26 protein-coding genes are annotated in these 25,882 nt (G+C 39.8%); 22 read left to right on the plus strand and 4 right to left on the minus strand.

The features are described 5' to 3' along the window. The first annotated feature begins 633 nt into the window (after positions 1-633). The 14 genes from serC (at position 634) to R2Q16_RS16025 (ending at position 13,500) form a co-directional block, all read left to right on the plus strand. Entirely contained in the window at positions 634-1,722 is a 1,089-nt protein-coding gene (serC, locus tag R2Q16_RS15965; RefSeq protein WP_316738400.1) for a 3-phosphoserine/phosphohydroxythreonine transaminase, read from the plus strand. Positions 1,723-1,734: 12 nt separating this feature from the next. After that, the gene (locus R2Q16_RS15970; protein WP_316738401.1) at positions 1,735-2,697 is read left to right on the plus strand and encodes a hypothetical protein; all 963 of its coding nucleotides are present in this window, start codon (positions 1,735-1,737) and stop codon (positions 2,695-2,697) included. Next, entirely contained in the window at positions 2,694-3,557 is an 864-nt protein-coding gene (locus R2Q16_RS15975) for an RNA polymerase sigma factor RpoD/SigA (RefSeq protein WP_316738402.1), read from the plus strand. The genes R2Q16_RS15970 and R2Q16_RS15975 overlap by 4 nt, the downstream gene beginning before the upstream one ends. A gap of 548 nt (positions 3,558-4,105) precedes the next feature. Next, entirely contained in the window at positions 4,106-4,573 is a 468-nt protein-coding gene (locus R2Q16_RS15980) for an Lrp/AsnC family transcriptional regulator (protein WP_316738403.1), read from the plus strand. Positions 4,574-4,776: 203 nt separating this feature from the next. After that, a complete protein-coding gene (locus R2Q16_RS15985; protein WP_316738404.1) occupies positions 4,777-5,661 on the plus strand; it encodes an alpha/beta hydrolase in 885 nt (294 codons plus the stop codon). Between the two features lie 50 nt (positions 5,662-5,711). Continuing rightward, positions 5,712-5,924, plus strand: a complete 213-nt coding sequence (locus R2Q16_RS20380) for an alpha-L-rhamnosidase C-terminal domain-containing protein (RefSeq protein ID WP_410478166.1) — start codon at positions 5,712-5,714, stop codon at positions 5,922-5,924. 146 nt (positions 5,925-6,070) lie between these two features. Continuing rightward, a complete protein-coding gene (locus R2Q16_RS15990) occupies positions 6,071-6,982 on the plus strand; it encodes an RNA polymerase sigma factor RpoD/SigA (RefSeq protein ID WP_316738405.1) in 912 nt (303 codons plus the stop codon). 454 nt (positions 6,983-7,436) lie between these two features. Beyond that, positions 7,437-8,297 carry an RNA polymerase sigma factor RpoD/SigA gene (locus R2Q16_RS15995; protein WP_316738406.1) on the plus strand — a complete coding sequence of 287 codons (861 nt, stop codon included), beginning with the start codon at positions 7,437-7,439 and terminating at the stop codon, positions 8,295-8,297. Positions 8,298-8,908: 611 nt separating this feature from the next. Then, positions 8,909-9,256 (plus strand): hypothetical protein, encoded by a 348-nt coding sequence (locus R2Q16_RS16000; protein ID WP_316738407.1) that lies wholly within the window; start codon positions 8,909-8,911, stop codon positions 9,254-9,256. An 80-nt stretch (positions 9,257-9,336) separates the two neighbouring features. Then, positions 9,337-9,516 (plus strand): histone H1, encoded by a 180-nt coding sequence (locus tag R2Q16_RS16005; RefSeq protein ID WP_316738409.1) that lies wholly within the window; start codon positions 9,337-9,339, stop codon positions 9,514-9,516. Positions 9,517-9,818: 302 nt separating this feature from the next. Beyond that, positions 9,819-10,202: a hypothetical protein gene (locus R2Q16_RS16010; RefSeq protein WP_316738410.1), complete on the plus strand. Its 384-nt coding sequence runs from the start codon at positions 9,819-9,821 to the stop codon at positions 10,200-10,202. Positions 10,203-10,208: 6 nt separating this feature from the next. Beyond that, a complete protein-coding gene (locus R2Q16_RS16015) occupies positions 10,209-11,522 on the plus strand; it encodes a hypothetical protein (protein WP_316738411.1) in 1,314 nt (437 codons plus the stop codon). A gap of 38 nt (positions 11,523-11,560) precedes the next feature. Next, entirely contained in the window at positions 11,561-12,328 is a 768-nt protein-coding gene (locus tag R2Q16_RS16020; RefSeq protein ID WP_316738412.1) for an FRG domain-containing protein, read from the plus strand. Continuing rightward, positions 12,325-13,500, plus strand: coding sequence for a hypothetical protein (locus tag R2Q16_RS16025; protein WP_316738413.1), 1,176 nt, complete (start codon positions 12,325-12,327; stop codon positions 13,498-13,500). Before R2Q16_RS16020 ends, R2Q16_RS16025 begins: the two co-directional genes overlap by 4 nt. Positions 13,501-13,525: 25 nt before the next feature. Here the strand turns inward: R2Q16_RS16025 and R2Q16_RS16030 are convergent, their stop codons facing one another. Continuing rightward, positions 13,526-14,230, minus strand: coding sequence for a helix-turn-helix domain-containing protein (locus tag R2Q16_RS16030; protein ID WP_316738414.1), 705 nt, complete (start codon positions 14,228-14,230; stop codon positions 13,526-13,528). Positions 14,231-14,417: 187 nt separating this feature from the next. Further along, positions 14,418-15,125 carry a polysaccharide deacetylase family protein gene (locus R2Q16_RS16035; protein ID WP_316738415.1) on the minus strand — a complete coding sequence of 236 codons (708 nt, stop codon included), beginning with the start codon at positions 15,123-15,125 and terminating at the stop codon, positions 14,418-14,420. Positions 15,126-15,373: 248 nt separating this feature from the next. On the opposite strand from R2Q16_RS16035, the gene R2Q16_RS16040 reads away from it, so the two are divergent. From R2Q16_RS16040 to R2Q16_RS16050, 3 genes are all read left to right on the plus strand, one after another. Then, complete coding sequence (locus R2Q16_RS16040; RefSeq protein ID WP_316738421.1) at positions 15,374-16,120, plus strand: LytTR family DNA-binding domain-containing protein; 747 nt, start codon at positions 15,374-15,376, stop codon at positions 16,118-16,120. Between the two features lie 197 nt (positions 16,121-16,317). After that, the gene (locus R2Q16_RS16045; RefSeq protein WP_316738423.1) at positions 16,318-17,517 is read left to right on the plus strand and encodes a sensor histidine kinase; all 1,200 of its coding nucleotides are present in this window, start codon (positions 16,318-16,320) and stop codon (positions 17,515-17,517) included. A gap of 132 nt (positions 17,518-17,649) precedes the next feature. Further along, a complete protein-coding gene (locus tag R2Q16_RS16050) occupies positions 17,650-18,093 on the plus strand; it encodes a hypothetical protein (RefSeq protein WP_316738426.1) in 444 nt (147 codons plus the stop codon). A gap of 63 nt (positions 18,094-18,156) precedes the next feature. Here R2Q16_RS16050 and R2Q16_RS16055 read toward each other — a convergent pair whose 3' ends face one another. Further along, positions 18,157-18,990, minus strand: a complete 834-nt coding sequence (locus R2Q16_RS16055; protein WP_316738428.1) for a helix-turn-helix domain-containing protein — start codon at positions 18,988-18,990, stop codon at positions 18,157-18,159. Between the two features lie 550 nt (positions 18,991-19,540). Here R2Q16_RS16055 and R2Q16_RS16060 point away from each other — a divergent pair. Continuing rightward, positions 19,541-21,076, plus strand: a complete 1,536-nt coding sequence (locus tag R2Q16_RS16060) for a S8 family serine peptidase (protein ID WP_316738429.1) — start codon at positions 19,541-19,543, stop codon at positions 21,074-21,076. Positions 21,077-21,176: 100 nt separating this feature from the next. Here the strand turns inward: R2Q16_RS16060 and R2Q16_RS16065 are convergent, their stop codons facing one another. After that, positions 21,177-22,367 (minus strand): aminotransferase class V-fold PLP-dependent enzyme, encoded by a 1,191-nt coding sequence (locus tag R2Q16_RS16065; protein ID WP_316738430.1) that lies wholly within the window; start codon positions 22,365-22,367, stop codon positions 21,177-21,179. 456 nt (positions 22,368-22,823) lie between these two features. On the opposite strand from R2Q16_RS16065, the gene R2Q16_RS16070 reads away from it, so the two are divergent. From R2Q16_RS16070 to R2Q16_RS16085, 4 genes are all read left to right on the plus strand, one after another. Continuing rightward, a complete protein-coding gene (locus tag R2Q16_RS16070; protein WP_316738431.1) occupies positions 22,824-23,387 on the plus strand; it encodes a hypothetical protein in 564 nt (187 codons plus the stop codon). A 145-nt stretch (positions 23,388-23,532) separates the two neighbouring features. Next, positions 23,533-24,714, plus strand: coding sequence for a hypothetical protein (locus R2Q16_RS16075; RefSeq protein WP_316738432.1), 1,182 nt, complete (start codon positions 23,533-23,535; stop codon positions 24,712-24,714). A 137-nt stretch (positions 24,715-24,851) separates the two neighbouring features. Continuing rightward, the gene (locus R2Q16_RS16080; protein WP_316738433.1) at positions 24,852-25,037 is read left to right on the plus strand and encodes a helix-turn-helix transcriptional regulator; all 186 of its coding nucleotides are present in this window, start codon (positions 24,852-24,854) and stop codon (positions 25,035-25,037) included. 242 nt (positions 25,038-25,279) lie between these two features. Further along, positions 25,280-25,876, plus strand: coding sequence for an RNA polymerase sigma-70 factor (locus tag R2Q16_RS16085; RefSeq protein WP_316738434.1), 597 nt, complete (start codon positions 25,280-25,282; stop codon positions 25,874-25,876). The last annotated feature ends 6 nt before the right edge of the window (positions 25,877-25,882 follow it).

Genomic DNA, 25,882 nt, shown 5'->3' on the forward strand with positions numbered 1-25,882 from the left:
CTTTTTACGTGTCTAAAATAATAAAAATCGATGAAGATGTAATCTTGAAAAGACAAAATTCACCATAAAATAATATCAAATTTTATTTGAGGATTTCAGCCCAGATTATTTTCCATTAGCTCATGCAGCAAAGCATCAACTCAGAAATTACTTTAAGTTTTATGATATGTTAAGCAAAGCAATCTTGCATCATCATTAAACATACAGATAAAACCATAAAAAGCAGGCAGATCATCTAGCTGAAATATACCTAAGCTCAATACATGCTATATTTTGACTTTAAAAAGGCATTGATTTTAAGGTCAGACCCTTTTAAGTAAAAGAAAATTCCAATAACTGCAATTATTTAATCCATCAACCCAGAGATGCATGTACCAGCCCCAGAACATCGTCCCCACGAAATTGGGCAGAAAAAACGCATTCTGAAAAATATAATTCCAGAAACAGAACAGGCAACAGAGCCCAGATAAACCGGCAGCCAACATAATTCTGAAGCAGCCCAAAGAAACCAAAACCATCAGCTAAAATAACTGCCCAAAACAGCCCTTTTAGTTAAATTAACTAAAAGCAGAGCACTAGGCTAAATCTCCATCACACAATACAGAATTTTACAGATTAAATCCTATTTACCTAATGGAGAAAAAACATAACTTCGGAGCTGGCCCATGCATCCTGCCAGTTGAGGTCACCCGCCAGGCTGCAGAAGCAGTCATCAATTGGAACGGCTCAGGCCTGTCCATTCTAGAAGTCTCACATCGCAGCAAAGAATTTGAAAAGGTCATGGATAAAACCCGCACCCTAATCAAAGAACTACTCCAGGTACCAAAAGACTACCATATCTTATTCATGCAAGGCGGAGCCAGTACACAGTTCTCCATGATACCCCTAAACTTCCTAGCATGGAATAAACCCGCCATATACCTAAACAGCGGATTCTTCGCCCAGAAAGCCATCAAAGAAGCCAGGCATTTCGGAGAAGTCGAGATCATCGCCACATCCGAAGATAAATCCTACCGGTATATACCAGACCATTACAGCATCCCAGAAGATGCCGCCTACTTCCACTGCACCTCCAATAACACCATTGAAGGCACACAGATGAAAGAATTTCCCAAAAGCCCCATACCCATATGCTGCGACATGTCATCAGATATAGGCTCAAGAAAAATAAACATCAGGGATTTTGATTTAATATACGCCGGCGCACAGAAAAACTTAGGCCCAGCAGGCCTTACCATCGTTATCATCAGCGAAGCCTTACTAAATAACCAAAGCCAGAATATACCCGCCATGTGGGACTACCGCATATACAGAGACCATAAAAGCCTATACAATACCCCAGCAGTATTCTCCATATACGCCACCATGTTAAACCTTACCTGGATAAAAGGACAGGGCGGGGTAGAAGAGATGGAAAAAAGAAATACCAGGAAAGCTAAAATGCTCTACGAAGAGATAGATAGAAATCCACTATTCCAGGGAACAGCCAATATCGCCCACCGCTCCAATATGAACGTTACCTTCAAAATGGAAACCGAAGAACTCGAAAAAGAATTCCTGGACTATGCAGAAAATAAAGGCATGGTCGGCATAAAATGCTTCCCAACTCAGGGCGGGTTCCGGGTATCCCTATACAATGCCCTGCCCTTATCATCTGTAATGGAGCTCATCCACTGCATGAGTGCATTCCAGCAAAAAAAGAAGCAACAAATAAGCAAATAGAAAGCATCCAGAATGGCTAATATCTACCCCTTTATACCCGGCATCAATACCCAGGCAGAAAACCCAGAAAACAAAGCTACCATCTGGGTTTATGAATACGGCGCGCCCGATAGCTCACAAACCGCTATTATCGGCGTGCTAAACCTAGAGGACATGGAAAACAAAAGCCTCCTGAAAGCCATTCATGCACCATCTAGCAATCCCAACCAAAAGCAAAGCCATAACGGCAGCAGCCCAGCACTTTGCGCCTTTTACCCAAGCACAGAAATCATCTCACAGCTAGGGAGCATCAAACTAACAAAAGAAGACATCCAAAGCTTTGATAACTACCAGGGCCGCCAGCGGCTCTGGAGAATACAGGACGAAAACCAAATCGCAGACCTAAGCCAGGCATTCTCCCGGATAGGTTACGCCTACATCCTTTCAGAAATCGACACCACAGCATACAACCAGAAAGGATTTCTACCCGCCATGTGCGTACCTTATTATGATCTCGAGATGCAGAGTTGCCACATCCGCCTAAGCTTCAGTCCAGAAGAGCAAAGAGACGAGCTACTCGAAAGCCTATCCCAGCAATACAGCTTCGGACAGATGAGCGGCCCATACCGCCCCATAAAAGAAGGGCACATCGGGTTTAGCATGGACGGCCTATGGTTCGAGCTGGTCTCTAAAGACTGGCAGAACCATCCCACCAGCATACCCGACCAGCAGCAAATCTTAAGCAAACTAAATTGCAGAACAGAGAAAGCCACAACATATTTCGATAACCAATGGATAGCCCTGCTCTCTGATTTAGCCAAAAACGAACAGGATATCGCCTTTAGCTTTTCCGCCCCAGATAGATACCAGATAATGGCAGCAGCTAGCGCAGGACGAGAGATAAACAGCGAATGGTTTAAATTCCTGCCCGCATTTCCAGAAAAGGTGTTTAGTGAGCAGTTCAAATCAGAGCAATACAAAGACGTAATCAAATGAGACTTCGTGCCCTAAAAATAGAAGCATCCTATACCAATAGGGATGCAGACTCCCTGAATAAATACCTATGTGAACTCGGACGGGAGGAAGTCCTGAGCGCAGAAGAAGAAGTCCGCCTCGCCCGCGCCATAAAAAAAGGCGATAAAGCAGCCCTGGATAAGCTCGTGCGCTCCAACCTGCGTTTTGTAGCCTCCGTCGCCAAAAAATACCAGAACATGGGCCTCCCATTTTCCGATATCATCGCCGAGGGAAACATAGGCCTAATCAAAGCCGCTAAAACATTCGATGAGACCAAAGGCTTTAAATTCATCTCCTTCGCCGTATGGTGGATATGGCAATCTATCCTAACCGCCCTGGGCGAGCATATGAGGCCCATCCGCTTGCCTATGAACCAGATAGGTAATATCCGGGAAATGCGCAAATCAATCGCAAGGCTAGAGCAATCCCTGGAGCGAGCGCCAACCCTCGAAGAAATCGCAAAAGACACCAAGCTAACAGTCAAAGTCGTGCGCGAACAGCTCTCACTCGACCCACCGCTAGCACAGCTCGATAAACTCGTCGGGAAAGATGAAAACGACTGCCTCTGGGCAACCTGCGAAGATAAGCAAACCGAAAAACCCGACGAAGCCTTAAAAGCAGAAGACCGGGCCTTCATCCTCTCGCGGCTTCTGGCCAAGCTTTCACCCCGAGAGCAGCAAATCGTCAAATCTTTATACGGCCTAAACAGCCCCCATGAAGAAAGCCCCGAAGTACTCTCCAGCCGCCTAAGCATCAGCCGCGACAGGGTACGCCAGATATCCTTTGAAGCCATAAAAAAAATGAGATCAATAGCCAACCCAGACTTCGTCGAATATGTATAATCCATACACAGAGATAGCAGACTATATCGCCATGGCTATTTTTACTAGCCTTGCTTTATTATCAGCAGTTAAAATCAGAAGAACAAGGCTAGAGCTCAATCAATAATAAAAAACCATAATAAATAGAAAGGATAGCAACAAGAGAACCATGAACTACCGCCAAAAAAAAAAAGCCGGCGAGCCGGCTTTTAAATAATTAACTTATCAAACAACCTAATTCCAATAGCTTCTACTCCATTGGAGGTTTCCTAAACATTGCAAATATCCATTTAACAAAAGAAAAGGGGTTTAAGGTTTGGTGATGCGAATATCAAACCTTTTCTAACAAGAAGAGCAGGCATCCAGAATTATAGATAAATAACCTAAAAGCAAACATCGGAACAGAATAATATTTTGAAAACCAAATCCAAAAAACCAATACCCATACAATAATCTGTTTTTTTAAGAAAAATTTAACATTTCAGATTTTGGAAATTAAAAAAGGTAATTTATATTTGGTCTTCATTATAACGGTTCTGAGTATTTTTTAAATAACTAATAAAGTTGTAATGGAAACATATATCCTCGACAGTACCGATTACGGTATCTTAAAATATCTTCAGCAGGACGCGAGAATGACCTTTAAGGAACTCGCCCATAAGCTCAATAGATCACAAAGCCCAATACAGGACCGTGTTAAAAGACTAGAGAAACTCGGCTATATCCGCTCCTATGTTGCAATCATAGATTATAGCAAAATGCGCGACTGCCTGATGGCCTTCATACAGGTACAGCTCAAAGACCATTCGGTAAATTCATTAAGTGAATTCCAGCAGGGCGTATGCGATTTCGAAGAAGTGATGGAATGCAGCCATACCACAGGCGGTTACGACTTCCTTTTAAAAATCGTAACCCATAATATGCAAACCTATAACCATTTCCTATGGCACAAGCTCGGAACGCTTCAAAATGTGGGTGCAGTAAATAGTTCTGTAGTGATTGCCCAGGCAAAGAACGAAACAGCGGTTCCGGTTTAACATCCAAAAACAGCAACCAAAATCAATCCCAAACATCGGCATCAACAAACAACAACCAATCAGAAGGAAACCCAAACAATAAAGAAACACAAAATTAAGATTGGTTAAACACCTCTATATCCGTTATTTTAACGGATTAGAAACCATTATAGCCAGAGATTTTTTCAATATGCACAACTTGTGCCATAGAAAAACAACATTACATGAAAGCTAGTCCCCTAAAATACCTATTCACATTAGCCCTAATTGCAACCACAATAAATTACGCATCTGCGCAGCGCCTACCGCTGTACAGCGAAAGCCCCATACCGCTAGCTAAAAACAATAAAGGAGAGCAGCCAGCGATAACCATGCACAGGCCGACAAAGCAGGCCAGCAGGGCTGCAGTCATCGTTTGCTCCGGCGGTGCCTATGGCGGCAGGGCAAATGGCTGGGAAGGAGACCCTGCAGTCAAAAAATTAAATGAAGCCGGCATTACAGCATTTCTATTAGACTACAGAGTGCCAAAAGCAGAGTTTATGGAGCAGAAATGGGAAGTGCCATTAATGGACGCCCAGCGCGCCATCCAATTCGCCAGAGAAAATGCATCAAAATACAATATAGACCCCAATCAAATTGGCATCATGGGCTTTTCCGCAGGCGGCCACCTCGCCGCAACAGCAGGAACAGCCTTCAGTAACACCCTATTATCCAATCCTAAGAACACACCCCTTCGCCCGGATTTCATGGTACTCGTTTACCCAGTCATCAGCTTTCAGGACGGCCTTACCCATGAAGGATCCCGCGAAAACCTAATTGGACCGGAGCTAGATAAAGCAAAAATCGAGCGCTTTTCCCTAGAGAAACAAGTTAGCGAGAACACCCCACCAGCCTACATCACCTCAGGCCTCGACGATAGTCTAGTTAAAGTTGAAAACAGCCTCCACTTCGCTGCCGCCCTGCGCCAGAAAGGAGTACCTGCTGAACTCTTTCTTTACCAGAAAGGAGAGCATGGTTATGGCGTGCATAACCAGGGCGCAGAAAAACAATGGATAGACGATTGCATCAACTGGATAAAAGAAGGTAAATTCAGAAACCAAAAGAAATAAGCCATTAACTAATCGTTTCAAGGCTATAAAAAGATATCAATAAACCCAAAATCGGTGGTGGCTTAACCTGGGCGAAAGGACATTATCTGACTCCAAACGGTAAAATAGTTTCTTCTTGGCGATTAAAAGCCAAGCAGATTATTTTAGATATCGAAATTCCAAAAGGGGTAGAGGCAGAGGTACTGATTCCAGGAGAAACCAGTACGCGAAAATTAACAACCGGAAATTATAGATTCAAAAGCAATTTAAATCTACAGCATTAGAATTAGGAATCTTAACCTGCCAGTTCGACATTCACCCCAGCACCATAAAATATTCATCCGCCAAAAGCGCCCCAAACAGTTATTTTAACTGAAGCCCAACCACTATCCAAACCAATAGCCCAAAAATTCCCAACTTCGGAGCTGCCATGATGAAAGGAATCCATTTCGATAAATCTATAACACATAGAGATATAGATAGCCTGGGTATATACCTCAAAGAACTCAATAGATACAAACCCCTAGAAAAGGAAGAAGAAGCCTTCCTTAGCAAACGAATCCAGATAGGAGACCAGCAAGCCCTAAACAAGCTCGTCCAATGCAACCTAAAATTCGTCATCACCTGCGCCAAACACTACAGCCACCTCGGCGCAGCACTATCAGACCTCATCAACGAAGGAAACATAGGCCTTATCACAGCAGCCAAAAGACACGACCCGAGCAAAGGATTCCGCTTTATCTCCTATGCAGTATTCTGGATAAGAAATGCCATGCTAGACTACCTATCCGAAAACATAAAAACAGTCAGACGTTCAGGACAGCAATACCGCCAGGCACCAGCCATCCGCAAAACAATACAACACCTCGAACATAAACTCGAGCGAACACCCACAGACCAGGAAATACTCGAAACAGGAGAATTCTCAGCAACCATACTCCAGCTCTACAAAGAATCCCAGACCCCAATAGTCCATCTTGATGCGCCGCAATCCATAGGAGAGGCAGATACATTCATTGATATCTTAGAAACAGAAGAACAAAACATCGAAGAGCAAATCACCCAAAAAGAGCAAACACAAGAACTCCAGTATTACCTCAGCCAGCTCAAACCAAAATACCGCCAGGTGATAATCGAGCTACGCGGCCTAGGCCGCAAATTCCCAATGAGCATAGAAGATATCGCCAGCAAAGTCGGCCTCACCACCGCCCGCGTCTGGCAGATAGATATGGAATCCCTTAAAGCCATGAAAAGCTTCCATAGAGAGCACATGAAAAAACAAAGCAAAGCCATCCAGCCCAGAAGCACCACCAGCATCCTAAATAAAAAAAATCAAAAATAATTTTCATATCCCTCGCGCCTTACCCAACTTAGGCATAGAGATAGTCTGGATTCAAATTATTTCTTAGAGAAGGGTAGATAAACTTTCTCGTATTTGGTTTATCAGTCAGGTTCCGCGAAGGAGCCTGGCTTTTTTAAATCACCAATCCTCCAAACCACAATACCAAAAATCCAGAACAGCACACAACATCCATCCCAATAAAACACCAAAAGCCCACACTTAAAAATACCTTAACAGAATATAAATCAAGTTAAACGTTATAAAAACAGTTATTTTAACTGAATTTATCCAATTATTCCCTCATAGCCCTCAAATCCTGGAAATTAGCCTTTGTAAACCACATAAGAAAATTGAACCAGATTATGAGAATCACACGATCAGAAGCGCTAGCCGTAGCTACAGCCCTCACACCAATCCATTATTCCATATCCGCCAATCTTAAATAAAAAAAGACATGCGGGATTTAAAAATAGAAATGCGCCACACCCAGCGCAAAGAGGACTCCCTATATCGGTATTTAAATGAGTTATCAACTTCTCCACCCCTAAAACCAGAGGAAGAAGTACTGCTCGCAAAGCAAATCCGCGAAGGCGATGAACGCGCATTAGATAGGCTCATACGAGCAAACCTAAAATTCGTAGTATCAGTAGCCAAAAAATACGCCCATATCGGACTCCCACTCAACGACCTGATCAATGAAGGAAATATAGGCCTCATCAAAGCCGCCCGTTCATATGATGAGACCAAAGGATTTAAGTTTATATCCTATGCTGTATGGTACATAAGAGCCGCAATATTTACAGCCTTTGGAGAACAGCTTAGAATGATAAGGATTCCCATGAACCAGATCAAAGCCATAGCCGAGCTCAAATCAAAAGAAGACATCCTCATGCAAAACCTCCACCGCGAGCCAACATTAGAAGAAATCGCAGAACTTGCAAACATAAAGCTAGAAACCCTCATATTAAGCAACCGCTATGATAAGCCCGTAAGTTCCATAGATGCCTGTATAAACGAAGAATACCAGGCAGCTCTTTGGAGCATCACAAAGGATGAAAATGCCAAAGACCCAGAACAGGATATCAATATCGAAAACCTAAAGCTTGAAATCAACAGGTTACTTTCCACCTTGCCCCGAAAAGAACGCGAAGTGGTAAAAGCCACATATGGACTGGGAGAAGAATACCCACTGGATTTCGAGCAAATCGGACCCAAATATGGGAAGACCCCAACCTGGGCAAGACAGCTCAATAGGCAAGCCATTAGTCGTTTGCAAAAAGCAGCAAGGCCAGATCTGGTAGAGTATCTGTGTTAATGTATTTTGAAAATATGCAATAACAGCGAATCACTATACACATGTGCGATCTTGAGACATACAGTTCAATTATTTATTTAATCATAAGGCAGGACTCATTTATCCAGACAACCTTACGGATACTGTAAATATGATTATTCATAACGAATGCAAATATTAAAAAGATAATAACCGCCCTTTATTATTTACATAGTTTTTATAACTAGCGATAATCCTAAGATAAGTTCAGCCTAAACCAATTTTATCCCAATATCACCCCACAAACACCAGCGCCAACGCATCCTCTACCTTATCTTCTTCAATCCAACCCTTCGCCAGATGATGATACTCCAGCATCTTCGAATGAGAATCCAGCAACTCATTACTCAAAATCATCTACGCCACCGGATGCCTCATAACTTTCTTCACCTGAGCCTTTGACGGTTTATAAGAACAATTCCCAAGCCTACCTAAATCATTCCCCGATAATACTTTCGATTGCCTTACGTGCCAGGGCAGGGCATCAACCCCAATGCCCAGGCTATGAAAAGATTACAAATCCAAAGCTGTCTTTACCAGCCTACAAAATTATCCCTATCCCTTGATAATGAATTTGGAAAAACCTATTGATTTTGGATTATGCCAAAAAAGCAATAGCACAAATTCATACGCTAGCCTACAGCCTCGAAGAATACCATAAAAACTATAGCTGCGGTGTGGAACTTACCAAAGACGCTAAAGGAGAGTACTGTTTCAATATATTACTATACGAGGAACTTGGCGGGAATATAAGTATCAGTCCCAAAGAAGTAGCATCTGTGCTTGAGATCAAGGAATTCATAACGAATGGAGTGATCTTGCATTTAGCAATCCACAAAATATGGGATAACCTGAAGGTTCCTTTTACTGGCACTGTGGCGGATAGCCTATTCATTCTTGAAATCCCTTTCAAAATGGAATCCCAGATAATGAATAAATAATTGGTAAAGAGAATCTAAAAGAAATTTATAGTTTTGTTTAGACGGGCATTTCTGCCCGCTTTACTAAAACAAAAAATAGAATGGAAAAATTTGCAAAAATCAAAGAAACCGTATCTGCTATCGAAGCAGATATCGAGAAGTTTTATAATGCTAACAATAGTGCAGCTGGAACCAGAGTTCGTAAGGCAATGCAAGAGTTAAAAACTTTAGCACAAGAAGTTCGTGCAGAAGTAACAGAAAAAAAGAATAGCACAAAATAATCAATAATCTGATTTGGGGTAAAGGGAGATAGGAATATCTCCTTTTTTTATGCCCAAAAATTGCTAAATCCTTCCGCTTAAATTCAGACAAAAGCTCAAAACGGGAGAGGGGCAATTGCTATTCTATAAGTACAGTCCTTTTCTGATTAAGAAGTTCAACATTTTTTCTAACGAAATAATTGTAAGCCAATTTTGTCATGTCCTTAAAATGACTAGAAATAGCTATTTATAGATGAAATATGGCGGCATAAATTGCATTAAATTTTAGCTGATGGACAGTTAAAAATAAATGTGAATTAATCATGCCAGAAGAAATAGAAGAAGGCACATCCTTAGTTAGGACATATGTTTTAAACAGGAGCGCTGAAGATGTGAAATTGAGTCTAATCATCGGGGGAATTGAACAGACAGGTTTAAGCCTGATAACCCTTGATGATGTATCCATATATAAAGCATATCCTGGAAATTTAATGCACGAGGTTATTGGACAAAATAATAACCTGGGCGGAAAAAAATTACGTGTAATAACAGCAGTTACAGATACCTCTCCAAATCACAATGATACGGATTTGATGGTGTTGTTGGAGGGAGGCTTTGTAACCAATGGTTACAAACTGGAAAAAACTACAGAACGTGATGGAGAGACTGTAATCTATACAGTGATAATAAGTTTTTATCAATTCTAACTGCTCATGAAATATCTATATTTAACCCTCGCACTATCAATATCTGTATTTTCCATCCAAGCCCAGGAGAAGAAGGAAGAAAAATCTAAAGAAGAGAATAATAGTGAATTAAAACAGGAAAAACTAAATGTGCTAAGAGCCCAGAGCTCACCAGCCTCAAGTTTGTTGGGTTTTGCGGTTTCCGATATTGAAAAGCCAACGGATGTCAGTGATTTTATGGTCTCCCTTCAGTCAGCAAGCTCATCTTATACAAAACTTCCATCTAATTATGCAGTTGATTTAGCCCCCTTTTATCTATTCAGAAAAAAAGGAGCGGACTTTAGCACCACAGGAAAAAAGGGTTTGCAGTCTGAAGATCCATGGGATGTTTTTAGACAAAGTTTTGTAGTCTCATTAGGTCTTCGTAACCCAGATTCTAGCTTCAACAATTTCAAGTCAACAAGCACTTATGGAGCATTAGGTGTTAAGTTTTCAATTGTAAGGCCTAAGTATTCAGAAGACTCTAAAAAGAAGCTTCAGAAAATAAGAGACAAGCAAGAGATGCTTATAGGTATTTATAGTGAAGAAGTTAAGAAGCGAGTAGAAGAATCTGATCGTTACAAAAAGTTAGAAGCAAGAGAGAAAACAATTCTCGACTCGATACGTAAGATCGAAAGCCTGTCGGAATTAGATAAAGTTGGAATCATATCGGTTATGCAAGCCGACAAGAAATCAGAGCTTTATCAAACAATAAAAGCTAGGCAAGACATGTTAAATAAATTTCCAGAGGAGTTGAAAAAGGAAATAGAGAATAATAAACCCAAATTCTATGCAGATTTGGAAGACTTGGCTAAGTCCTTCGATGGTAATAGACAAGGACTATCAGTTGATATAGCCGGAGGTCTAAGTTCTGAGTTCAGGCAAAAGCGTTTCGACAACTCGAAAATATTCAACTCTGGAGTATGGGCGACATTCGGCTACAACTGGAAAGATGGAAGTTCAATACTGGGACTGGCAAGATATCTTTACAATCCAGATGAAATCTTTGCTTTGAATGGCGTGCCAAATACTATGGGCGATATCTCAACCTTTGATGCAGGTTTAAAGTATGTACTGTTAAAAGGTAAATTTGGCGCAGGAGCCGAAGCCATTTATAGAAGTATATTATCCTCTTCAACCGTAAAACCATCCTGGAGGTTAGCTATAAACGCAGATTATGAAATAGCTGCCAATCAGAAACTCATTTTTACATTCGGAAGAAACTATGATGGGACGGTCACCAAAGATGGCAATCTCATCGCAGCACTTACTGTAGTGTTTGGCTTAGGTACAGCAAGGTAATGGTAAGGTCTTTAGAACTGGAGGCATGGATAGATTTCATGCAGGAAATCGAAGATGCTAAAACTGCACTCGGTTATGATGGGCAGACCGAAATCTTTTACCGTGGACATAGCAATTGTGATTATAAATTATCCCCAGGCTTATTGCGTAACGAAAAAAACGCAGAGTTATCCCAGAAAACCTGGGAAGCGGAACAGGATATGTTCTATGAATTCCAATCAAGAGCCCGTGACCTCCATGTGCAAAAGCTTAATGATTGGGACGTGCTATTTTACATGCAGCATCATGGCGTAAAAACCCGTCTGCTGGATTGGACGGAAATATTTGGAGTTGCACTCTTTTTTGCCTTGGATACCTACACCATCAAATGCCCGGGAGCAAAATATGAACCTTGTATCTGGATGACCAATCCGTATAAGCTCAACGAAGAATTTGACCATGGCGAAGACCTGTGGAGTCCGGAGAATTTGGACTGCTATAATCTTAAAAATCAGAGCAGCTATTCAGAAATTCTACTACAGATCTCAAATGTTGATCCTTTTGAGTGGGACTTACCGGTAGCGCTTTATCCACAGCGAAGAGGAGATAGATTAAGCAACCAGGGTGGGTATTTCACTATACATGGAAACGACACAAGGCCTTTAGAACAGTTGGCCAGTGATAAACTCCTAAAAAAAATAAATATACCGAAAGAGGCCATCCCAATGGCGCATCGTTTTCTGGAACAGGCAGGTATAAATTATTACACCCTTTTCCCGGGACTAGATGGCTTGGCGGTATACCTCAATAAAAAATACAGTTTATGATAGAGAAAGAAGAGCAATATACCGATTTGGATGGAAACCAGATCCGGTCCCGCCATAAGATAATCGCAGGATTGATTTTAATCCCACTCATATGCGCATGTATAACTTTAATCATTGCCCTATGGCCCGATAGGATCCCGCCATCAAATGAAAATTACCAGAGCTATTGCAAGATAGAGTTATTCAAAGTCCGGGTTATCTCCATCCCAAATGCAGCCATCGATAAGGTTAATCAATCTTCCCTTTACCTCAAACAGGTAGATACAGCTAAAGTTAAACAAACCCAGGCTCAAAAGAAATCTGATAGCGTAAAGAAAGAAAATCAGAAAGACAGTGCAGCATCCAAAAAAACAAAAGAGCAAATAGTTAAAGAGTTAGCAGAAACAGTTGCTAAAGCTGAAGCTGCTATGAAAGCCCAAGGTACAAACACAGCTAAAAAAGACTGTTGCTGCTGCAATCAGTCCACAGCTGCCGGAGCTACAACTATTCAAGCAGATGAAAAGGTGTTTATACCAGGTCTTATTGACCCGAAAGAGTTTGAGCGTTTAAGCAGCTTGAACCTATTGTTTTTAACCCTCGTTGTTCTTGGTGGATTCCTGGGAAACCTAATTCATATTACGAGCTCTTTAACCAACTACATCGGCTCGGGCCAATTTAAACGCAGCTGGTGGTTCTGGTACATCGCAAAACCATTTGTAGCTTCAGGTTTAGCCCTTGCAGTATACTTCGCCTTATGCGGAGGTTTTCTCAGTATCAATAATAGCGCAAACAACATCAATATTGTGGGCGTGATGATAATTTCAATTCTATCCGGGCTTTTCGCAGATAGAACGACCTTAAAACTTAAAGAGGTATTCGAGGTACTACTGAGACCTAAGGAGGATAGGTCAGATAAGCTAGTCGGTGACCCAAAAGTTACTGGGGTGAATCCATTGGTTGTTTTGAGGAATGCAAATGCACCAACATCAATGACCATCACCGGAGAAAATTTTGCCAAAGAGAATTTAATCTTAACCATTGGCGACCAGCCGGTGGATATGATGGTCACCCCAACTAAAATAACATTTAGTTACCAGATGCCGGCAAACTTGCCAGCAGATGCGGTAGTAATGTTAATCCTTAAAACGACTAAAGGCGTGATTTTATCTCAGGAGCAATTGGTATTTATGTAAAGGTTTGACATGAAAGCAAAAAACATTAAATTATTTTTTCCCTAATCGCATGAGACACCAATGAGGTCGCATTAGGCTTGCCAGATTTCTCGAGCATATTCTTCCGGTGATTGACAATCGTGAATTCACTTAAGTTTAATATGCTCGCAATCTGCTTACTGCTGAAGCCTTCTGACATATAATATAATATTTCAGCCTCTCTGGGCGAAAACAGACAGGGCTTTTCCGGATGAAACACTTTATCAAAAAAACTGGTTTTGATAAGCGATATCGAAGATTCCATCGGAAGGGTCTGGCCTTTCTGGAAAAGAATCCCAAAACAGAGCCTAGGATGTTTGCCTTTTTCACCCCAGAGCCCTGCTTTATGCAAAAACATATGAGGAAGGCCATCTGGGTTCTCCAGAATCGTTTTATAAAAGAATACAACTTGAGAAAAACAGCTATCCATATGCCTGGTGCTAGCCATACGCATAGAAATTGAGCTCGATTCAAGTTTTCTCAAAGCCTCCCATTGAATTAAGCTTAAACGCGAGATGTCCCGGAATACAAAGTCCAATTTCTTTAAATCGAAAACATAAACAATGGGTAAGAGCTTCTCCGGATGCTGGGCTAATCTGTTTCTATATTCAAAAGAGATCAGGGAGTCAAAGATTTTCTCATAATCCGGTATATCATCATGTAGATAAAACCAGCCTGGAAAATCATCAAAGATTTTAAGATATTCATTCATTTTGAGCGTAATTTGATAATGAATAATGCAGGAATATTTAGAGTGAAAATTTCTGTTTTAAAAATTTAGGGATATAGCATCTTAAAGTTTAAACGAATGTATGTAAGCTAATTACATCGGACAATACTTAAAAATAGGTATTCTGTATTAACAATTTATTAGCTGAAGCCAATTTTATTTTCAAGACTTACTTAATCTTTAAGTCCTTCATCGCAATTACCCTGTAATTGTTAGCTTTCAGATAGTCCATATAAGCCTTAAAATCGGTTTCATTTACGCTCACCCAAGGATGAGGCCTATCAGGAACGCCATGAAAACAAAACACAACAATTTCAGAATCTTTAGGCTGCTTCAAAGCATCATAAAATGTATTTTTATTGCCATCAGAAATGGTGTAGCTCGGGATATAAAAAGGATCATCTTTTCCTTTGACATAAGCGCGTTCCCCTCCAGTCCTGCCATTCAGGTAACCCCGTTTTTTTAGAACAATAGTTGCCAGGCTATCAGTAGTATATCCCGGATAACAGAAACTAGTCATCTTCGGAATGCCCAGAGAATCACATTTAGCTTCCACGTAAGCAAGTTCAGCATTCAGCTTCGCTTCAGTTATACCCTTAACACCCGTGTGGTGCCAGGTATGGTTTCCAATTTCAAAACCCATTTTAGAAATAGCCTTCACCTGCCCCCAGCTTAAAGATAGTGAGGTATCAGGGTAGATACCCGGAAATTCGCAAACATAAAAAGTTGCACCGAAGCCATACTGTTTCAGAAGTGGAGCTACAAAGCTATAATGGCTCGAAGGCGAATCATCAAAAGTTAATACCACAGTCTTGTTTTGTGCAAAGCCCGAAAGGCTCAAAAAGGCAAGTAACCCTAAAAGTAATTTTTTCATCATGGAAATATTAGATATCTAATTTAAGTACACAAGCAAAAATTTGAAACAAAATGAACCTAAAAAAGAAATAAGCTAGAAGACGCTAAAAAAAAATATTTTTCAAATTAGCCTGTTCTTGACGAAATTAGTTAACAGATACTAAGGATTTCGGGATGAGCCTATATTTTTTCTATTTGAAAAACAGCATTTTCGGGAAATCATGCTTAAAAACTATTGACTGAAAAAGAAAGCTACTATATTTAACGGTGATGAAAAAGGAAAAGAAGATAAGTTGCATAATTGTTGATGATGAGCCTCATGCCATTGAAGGCTTAAAACGATATATTGCATCTATACCAGCGATAGAGATTATAAGCAGCTATACAGACCCGGTCAAAGCCATGATGGAAATTTCAACAGGGGAAGGCGTGGATTTAGTTTTACTAGATGTGGATATGCCCGGTATTACAGGAATAGAGTTAGGCGAGTCCCTGCGCTCCAAGGCAGGCAAGCTGGTTTTTACCACAGCCCATAGCAAGTACGCCTATGAGGCATTTCAGATAGACGCAGACGATTTTCTTTTGAAACCCTATTCATTGGCGAAATTTCTTAAAACTGTTCATAAGCTATTTCCACAGAAACAGGAACTCTCAGAGAGCGTGGATAGCGATGACTATATGTTCATTAAAAGCAAAGAAGATAACCTGCGCCTCATCAAGATAAGATACAAAGATATTGTAGCAGTGGAGAGCAGGCTGAATTACGTCCAGGTACATACCCTGGATAAAAGCGTAACCACATATATGTCATTATCTGAGATGTCAAAGAAACTCGCTCAGTTTGATTGGTTCATGCAGTTTCAAAGAAGTTTTATCATCGCACCAGAATATATCGAGTATATAGAAGGAAATGCTATCAAGATGCAGAATGGAACAAGAATTACCGTCGGCGATTACTATAAGAAGTATTTCAATGATTTCGTAGATTCAAAATTAATTAAAGCCAGGCGCAAATAAGCATGCCCGGCTTTAATGATTAATTAATGTCTTCCGACTCCAATACATACGGTACTGCTTACAGTCATTGTAGCTAGTGTAGTAACTGGATCAGTTGGATCGGTAGTAAGACGGTTTTCAGTATTTTTAATTGATTTGTAGATAAATACTGTTTTCTTTTTTAGTGATAATAATGGCTGTTTCATAATTGTTTTTTTATGAAAATTAGCCGTGCCTATTGCCGCTTAAAAGTTTGTTATACAGTGCTTTATGTTTTCTATATAGAAGATTTGATTTTTATGAATAAAAGTATTTCAGCATGGTTTAAGGCTTATTGGGTGCATATCATATGCTGGTCTATCTTCATTGGCTATGAAATGTTGCTTGTATTCGTCTTGCAAGGCACCCTTAGTAGTTTTAGCAATTATTTCTCCCACTATGTTATTATAATCCTTTGGTTCTACTTTGCAGGTAATACCATCCTCAAATGGGCATTTTCAAATCTGGTCTCCTCCATTTGGAAATTCCCTGTAGCCTTAGCTTTGTTATTTACAGTTTTTACCCTATTGAATTTTGGAGTGGACTACCTTCTGGTATACTTTGATTTACTTGGGAGGAAAACGGAGGTGGCCTTAAACGAGAATTACGTATACAGAATATCTTTCCGCTTTATAAACCTGTTGGGCATAGCAATGGCCTATTACTTCGTTAAGAACTTCATCAAACAGAAAAACATAAGCCTGGAGCTCGAAAAGCAAAAACTTCAGATGATGGTCGAAGAAGAGCGGACCAAACGCGCCTTATCCAAAGCCCATAACGACTTCCTCAAAGCACAGATAAACCCACACTTCCTATTCAATACCCTAGACTTTGTCTACCATAACATTAGCGAGCATTCACCAGAAGCCGCAGATGCCGTCATGACACTCTCAGATATGATGCGATATGCAGTCGACTCCAGTGAACAGGAAGAATTCATTGTCTTAAGAGAAGAGATGGAACAAGTCGAGAAACTCATCCATTTATACCAGCTTAGAAAAAATGAAACGTTGAATATCATTTTAGATTTTGACCCAGAGGCCGCAGATTTACGTTTTGTACCACTGGTGCTCATGACGCTTGTTGAAAATATTTTCAAACATGGCAATATAGCAAATGCTGATATCGGCATACAGGTATTTGTTGGGTTAGAATCAGATAAGCTTATCATCGAAACTTTAAATGCACTAAATAGTAACCCAAGAAAAGATTCATCTAGGGCAGGATTAAAAAATGTCAGAGAACGCTTGAATTTCGCCTATGAAAATCAGGCTGAATGCACATTTAATTCAGATGGTGAAGTATTCCACACAAGGATAAGCATTCCCCGCTCAGCTTTACAAACTGCATCCGGCTTGCATAACGAACAAGCCGGATGATGTACTTTTTTCAAAACTATTTCCCCAAAAGTTGCCACTTTGTATAGCAAATGATAGGAACTGCATAATAAAGCTTCATATTTTTCTCAATTTCCCCAACTTCGTCATAACTCTAAATTTTCAGGGAGAGATATGAAGACAAGTGAAAATATACATGCTGAATTACTTGAACGTGCATATAAAGCGCGTTCATTAAGGATGGTATTCGATCGATTCTGGAAAACTGAACCAACTAGAAGGCAATCTGCCCACCATACCTACTTCATTAGAGAGGTAGCCCTCATCAATGCATTCGATAATTTTATGTTCCTATTCTGCTCGAGAGAACTCTGGACAGCAGGAGGAACAGGCGCCTGGGCAAATACCTGCAATGTGAACGGCCCATTAAAACCACTGTCAAATGGCGACCAGATAGACAAAATCATCTCGCTGCTTACAGAACAAAAGGAGGCAAGCTTAAAAATCATCGGGATACATAAAACACGAAATGAGCATAATCATTTATTATACGAGCTCGAGCATATCGGAAAGATAATCGAGTTATTTACAGAAAGCATGAAAGAAATTCAGATTTAATCTGCGCTCAAAAAACCAGCAGGGTAGCGTTCTACCCTGCGTTTTTTCCCTTTAAAGAAAAAATTAAATAAACCTCCTGCGGCCCCGAAATGGCTCCAGTCCAACGGACTTGCGAAAAGCTGCGGGCGTGCAACCTTTTAATCTTTTAAAATGAGTGCTAAAGGCCTGAGTCTGGGAAAAACCACATTCCCTCATAACCTCATAAATACTTAGTTTAGGATTCAAAATCAAAGAGTCAATATGTTCCATTTGAATATCCTGCATAAAGTGCCTGGCATTTTTATTAGCAACCAGCCTACAGGCATAATTCAAATACTTAAGCTTTATTTTAAGTTCAGCGCAATAAGAATTAAGGGATCTCGGATATTTACCATCCCTTGCCACAACAATTTTAAATTGTTTAGTAGTGGCCTTGGCTTTCTTGCTATAACTTTCGTCTTTCGAAAAACCTGCATCACTACAGCCGTGCAACAGTAAAAAAGTAATGGTGTTGCTAATCGCGAATTCTTCGACCATATTTTTATCATCCATCACATAAAACTTCAACTGTCTTATTTTGGATAAAAGACAGCTCGAGATTTCACAAAACGGCAAATCCTTAAATTGAAGTATACCGGAAGCAGATAGTTCCGGGTGAAGCAATTTAAAATCCTCTAAAAGCTTCAATGGAAAGCGGATACACCAGCCTTTAATATCCCCCATAACGCTAAAAGTCTGAAAAGCATCTATCAGAATAATTGAGGAATTACATTTGAAAAGGCTATCTTCTAAAGTCACCACCGCGGTACCGCGTTCAACAATCAAAAGCATTACATCACAGTAAAAACCCCTGACTTTGAGTTTTTCACTAAGAGAAGAAAATTTATGTACCGATATGCCGGTTGTGTTCGTTATCATGGATTAATCTTTTTGCTTTAAGCAGCAGCCCATATCCATAGGCTGTGCTAAAGCATGACTAGAAATTTTTGAACATGGAAAGTTCATCAGATCCAAAAATCTTAAAAAAAGAATGCAGCTTAGAAGCTTCAGCGGATTTCAGTTAATTAAGCTCCAATAGGCGATAAGAGAAAAATAAAATTTGGTAATTAGGCAGTCACAATTCAGGTGTAAATGGTTCTAGGTACAAACCGCTAGTAGATGAAGTAAGTTGGCCACAAAATATTATTTCTCTCACGAAGCCCCTTTCAGTTATTTTAACTATTATTTCCTAAAGCTTAGTCTTCCTATTAGCTCCTTAGCATTTTTACAAATAGTATGTGACTTTAAGAGATAATAAGCATTAGGGGGAAAGACGTGGATGCGTTTTTCCCTTTTAATTTTTATGCTCCTTAAACTTTTACAAGCAAAAAACGGATAGAATAGCAGAAATAGCGTCCGCTCTTTGGGTATCATCTTTATTTATCGAAATAGAAATTGAATTATAATTTATCGAATACTAAATACAAGAATGAAAAATCAAAATTACCTGGCTAAGATATTAGCCATCACACTTTTATTTACCGCATCGTCAAGCCTCAAATCCCAGGAGATAAACTGGCAGTTAAAGGATTTAAAAAAAGATGGTATTTTCGGAATCAGCCTTGATGGTGCTTATCAGCAGTTAAAAGGAAAAAAATCAAAACCGGTAACAGTTGCCATCCTTGATTCCGGTGTAGATACAGATCATGAAGACCTTAAAGAGGTGCTTTGGGTGAATAAGAAAGAGAAAAAAGGTAACGGAAAAGATGATGATAAAAATGGCTACATAGACGATATTCATGGCTGGGGTTTCATAGGGGGCAAGTCAGGGAACGTCAATAAAGACAACCTCGAAATCACCCGCCTTATCAGAAGGGGAGATGGAAAAACCAACCTAGAGCTTCAAGTAAAGTTTGATAAAGAAAAAGGCAGATTGGAAGCTAATTATAATGGCACCTTAGCATTCAAAAATACTTTAGATACCGTTATCAAAGCAATTGGAAAGTCAGATATCAACGTAGCCGACATCAATAGCTTCGAAGCCAAAAGCCCATTACAGAAAAGGGTCAAGGATGTCCTTTCCCAAAGCCTAGTCAACACTAATATCAAAGACTTCACAGAAGGAAGAGTAAACGGTCCGCTAAATTATTTTAAAGAACAGCTTGATTTTAATTACAACTTAAACTTCGATCCTAGAAATATCGTCGGAGATGATTACAGTAATAGCAGAGAAAAAGGTTACGGAAATGCCAATGTAACAGGCGAGCATGCAGGGCATGGAACATATGTTGCAGGAATCGTAGCCGCTAAGAGAGGCAATAACCTTGGCCTGGAAGGTATAGCCGACAACGTAAAAATAATGGCAATACGAGCAGTGCCTGATGGAGATGAAAGAGATAAAGATATCGCAAACGGAATTCGTTATGCAGTTGACAACGGCGCCAAAGTTATTAATATGAGTTTTGGAAAAGCTTACAGCTGGGACAAAACAGCGGTCGATGAAGCAGTAGAATATGCAGCATCCAAAGATGTATTACTCATCCAAGCTGCAGGGAATAGCGGCGAGAATATTGACGAGGTTCCAAACTTTCCAACCAGAAAATTTGAAGACGGAAATATCGCCCAAAATTGGATTGTTGTTGGCGCATCCGGACCAAGTGACGACGAAAGCTTAACCGCAAACTTTTCCAACTTCGGAAAAACGAGCGTTGATATTTTCGCACCTGGTGTACAGATTTATTCTTCAACCCCAGGCTCAAAATATGAAAAGTTCAATGGCACAAGTATGGCGGCTCCAGTAGTTGCAGGTGTAGCAGCTTTAATCCGCTCATATTTTCCAAAGCTTACAGCGGTAGAAGTAAAAGATATTCTACTCAAATCTGCAACGAAGGTCGATCATAAAGTGTCTCCAGCCCATGGAGATAAAAAGGAAAGTATCGATTTTAGCAGCCTTTGCGTTACGGGTGGAATCGTAAATGCAGATGCTGCAGTTAAGTTAGCTTTAGAATACAGCAACAACAAATAACAATAAGGCAAAAAAGATAAAATAAGCCCAGCTTGCAAAACGCGAGCCGGGCTTATTCGTCTGTTAAGACTCCGATAGATTTATTCTTATAACACCTTGATCAAATGTCCTTCACAATCCTCGACAAAGCCATACAAAATTCTTCAATCTCCTTTTTTGTGTTATAGTAATGAACAGATGCCCTAAGTATCACTTTTAAGTTCTGGTTATTCATGTACAAAGGAGTAGCCTGCTGGCCACCGGTGGAAACATTCATGTTCTTTTCCAGCAATAAGGACTTAATCTGAAGACTATCCTCCCCAGCAATAAAAAAAGTCACAATTCCACTTAAATCCTCTCCTTTATCGTGAAGTATTAAACCAGGAATTTTAATCAACTCTACCCTCAAATACTTTGAGAGTGTGCTTATCCGAGCCCAGATATTTTCAAGCCCAATTTCCAGCGCATAATCCACTGCCTTGCCAAGACCTAGAGTCAATGCCCTGCTTTTTTCGTATAGCTCAAACCGTCTCGCATCTTCTCTAAGCGTAAATCCAGACATGCTTACGTTCCCTGCAGCTAAGAAATCCAGCAAGTAAGGCTTGATTTTATTCAGCGAATCTTTCTTAACGAATAGAAAACCTGTTCCCCTTGGAGCCCTAAGATATTTTCTACCCGTAGCAGATAAAATATTACACTTGATTTTCTTTACGTCCAGCGGCATTTGCCCTGCACTCTGGCAGGCGTCCACGAGATACATGATGTTATGTTCTTCAGCGATATTCCCAATAGCCTCAATTGGCACTACAGCCCCACCAGAAGATGAGATATGGGTAACTGCTATTAGTTTGGTTTTTTCGTTGATCGCAGCTTTCAGCTCTGATACCGAGAAATTGCCATCTTTATCATTTGGAATAACTTTTAATAGCACGCCTTTTTCCTTGAGACTCGAAAAGCCAATTAAATTGGTTACATATTCCATTTCAGAGATCAGTACTTCATCGCCGGGGCTGAATTCAATTCCATTAAAGGCCGTTGCCCATGCCGCGCTTGCATTTTCAAATAAAGCAATCTCTTCTTGAGATGCATTTAATAGCTTCGCAACCGAGGTATACACGGCACTTAAGCAGGCTGCATGTTTAGCTTCGGTTTCATAGCCACCAAAACTAGCTTCTTCCAAAAGATAATCTATAACAGTGCGGTTTACCACATCTGCCGGAAGGGAAGCACCAGCATTATTAAAATGAATAATTTTTGAGCATCCGGTAGTTTCAGCCCTTATTTTTTGCACTTCTTCTGTATTCAGTTCCATTATTTTGGTTTGAGGTTTTGTAATATAATTTTAACTATAAATAAACTAGAGGATATTATTGTGGAAGATAAAGCTTTGATCATAATTTGCCCCAATCTTTGCTTACTTATGATAAAGGGTAAGCATACATTTGCATACTTACCCTAAAAACAATATTTAATTTTCAGGGGGCTCTAATCCCTTAGCCTAAATTGGTAGGGAGAATAGAAAAATGAAAAAAAATAAGTTATTTTTTTCATTTCAAGAGATTAAGTCCCAAGTTAGTGTCATGACCAATACAAATCAATCGAGATTAATCAATTGCAAGGTACTTTTGCCAGTATCTGCTATTGTTGTATTTGTCATTGTCATTATCACTCTTCGTCGGAGGGATTATGATAGCTGATAATATTTATTTATTTAGTTAAGTGTATAAGCCTTCTGGATTCCAGAAGGCTTTTTTTATTTCCAAACAATATGAAAAAACAAAAACTCACAACAAAGACATTTACCATCCTTTACTATAACAGCTACAGGATAAGCCAGAGAGCGATAGCATTGTTCGAAAAATCGGGATACGAGATAGCAACACTTATCCAGTCTCAGACAGATATAAACGATATGTCAATCTTGTCGATAGAGGTTGAGATACCTGCTGAAAAGGCCGAGTTATATACTAAGCGTATCCGAAAGATAATCGGTGTAGCAGAGATAAGCATCAGCTTTGGAGACTTTATCCGTTTAGGATATTATGCTTTCCATCCAGAGATTATAAAAGGAGAACTTATTCAAGAAATTCTTCAGCAGGGTGGAGTTATCATTGAATGTACAGCAGATAGTATTCTTATTCAAAAGATGGGGACTGAGGCAGCGCTGAATAGCTTTTATGAAAAATTCGAGAACCAGTATTTGATTGGGTACTGCGAACATATCCGGCCTATCATTCACCCATCTTTATATAGCGAAGAGGATAGTGGTAACATTCAGGCTAATGAAGATTACTGTTTTAATACCTCCAGTGAAGACTTAAACCTCAGATAGAAAATAAAATCTAAAATCTGTTTCATTTTTTGAATGCGCTACCCAAATTAGTGTCTCTAAATTTTTAAAGGTAAGCTGGCAGATAACTGAAAATCCGCCTATGGACTCTTTCGATAAATTTCTAATTTAAAACCCATTCTCTCAAATGAACACAGTATTTAACCAGCTCCAAGAGTTGTGTAACAACAGGATACGATCATCTAAAGATGAGTATTCAAATTTTGATAAAGATTTTCAGATTGAAGCGATAGCCATTCAAAAGAAAATCAGTTTTCACGTGCTCTCCATCACTAATAGCACGCAGATAAAAGCATTCTTTGATTTTAGTATGCAAGAGCTAACCATCATGTGTGACTCGTTATTCAACTATTTCGAAGAAGATAGTGAAAATAAAAACGTGCTGCTGCTCCTAGAAATCTTAACTAACCTGCGCCAAACCTATAAAACCCTTGTCGATGCCGATACCAGGTTTCCGGTAGCACTCCGTAAAATTTATGGAAAGCATTACAAAATCGAATTCGCCCAAATCCGCGATAGCTGGAAATCCCATAAGCTTTCAGAAAAAGCATACTACATGGCAGAGGCACCACTTAATGAATTTTATGAAAGTGCAGATGAGCTAAGCTGGTATCACTTTAGTTGGATAAAGCGATATCTACAGTATTTAAGAAAATTGGACTTCTCTGAAAGCAAAGAGCATAAAATCCCAGAGTTGCCGCTAGCAGAGCTATTAATCCAGATGGATTTTAATATGCTCAGCTTCAATGGCTACTGTATACAGCTCTTCAAAGAATACCTCGGCAGTTTCGATACAAGAGAAGAACAAGTTTATATGATTGCCAAACTCTCCAAGAAAATCGCACAGCTATCCAAAATCAGCATCGAACCCTTCTATCCCTACGCCCAGGATTGCAATACTAGTTTGCAAAACTGGCTAACAGAAGAAAAGGAATTCCGTTTACATTATCAGGACAGCTTTGCAGAAGAGTCCGCCCTTAACACATTCAAAAACAAATGGAAATTTCATTTTCATAAATGGAATGCAGAGCAGATTGGATATTTCTTCAAATCATTGGTCGATATGGATATCCTGAGGGTTGATAAGAATGATGACCTGCATGAACAGCTAAGTGCGAATTGCTCTTCAAGTACCCAGCAAGACATTAAACCAAATACATTCAAAAAGAAAATGTATACGATGAATCAAAAGCTTATCAATCCAATCCTCAAACCGATAGATAAATTTCTGGAAGTGATGGAACCAGCACTTGCAATTATTAAAAGATTTAGAGATGAGTTAGCACTCTATCGTTCTAGTAAGAAATAGTGATATTCAAGTCGTCCCAAGGAGAAGTTTATTGTCAGGCCAGCCTATGGTCTGACATACTTCCCCAAACCTTTATCAGTCATAAAGTTAACGTATTCATAAAGCATCCTATAGTTAAAGCCTTCAAGGTTTAAGATTTGCCTCAACTTAGAATAAAAGCCGGATATAGCAATTACGAATATTTTGCATATGCTCATGAAATTCCTCGTTCCCAGTTTGGAAGATATGAAAGAGGAGAAGATTTGAGATATTCAAGTCTCTTGAAAATTATCAAGGCTTTTGGTATTACTGTTGAAGAGTTCTTCAGTGAAGGATTTGATTAATCCGAAATCAAGCGTTAATAAATTCCAGTTCTTGCCAGAAAAAGCCGATAAATCAGTTTTAATCGTAAAAAGGTTACTACCACAATAGGAGCACAGCCAGTTAGGCTTCTGTCAAAATAAATATCTCCATAAATTAATTTAGAATCCGAGATGGAATATTTAATATTGTCACATGATTTTCTTAAATTTAAAGAGAACAACAAGCCTTCCAAAATAAACTAACAGAAGGGAAAATCAGCATCATGGCTACCTCTAATGCATTATCGGATTTCGAACTGGTCGACCTGCTCAAGCGGGACGACTATGCAGCATTTACAGAAATCTATAACCGCTATTGGGAAAAACTAGTTACCGCTGCCGGAAAACGCCTTCCCGATCTGGAGACTGCCGAAGAGCTTGTCCAAGATATTTTTCTAAGCTTTTTCATACGTCGACATGAAATCCAGCTCAGCCAAACTGTCGAAGGCTACTTAATGTCTGCCCTCAAGCACCAAGTTTTTAAAGCCTACCGTTCACTCAAGATCCGTGAAAAATACGTAGATAGCCAGCAGTTTATAGAACCCTTGCAGCCACATCTTCCAGATGCATTGATAGAAGCCAAGGAACTTAGAGAGCAGATCTACAACGTTGCGCAAAAGATGCCAGAGAAATGCCGCGAAGTCTTCATGCTCAGCCGCTTTGAACAACTTTCCCAAAAAGATATCGCAGATAAGTTAGGGATATCCATCAATACAGTTAAACGCCACATCAATAAAGCAACTAGCATATTGCATAGCGAGCTTAGAGAGCATAAGCTTGAGCTGATTGTAGTCGGCATTTTCCTCCTTTTTGGAAAATAAAATTAT

Origin of the sequence: Pedobacter aquatilis, from assembly GCF_032678425.1 — a bacterium.
Classification (GTDB): domain Bacteria; phylum Bacteroidota; class Bacteroidia; order Sphingobacteriales; family Sphingobacteriaceae; genus Pedobacter; species Pedobacter aquatilis_B.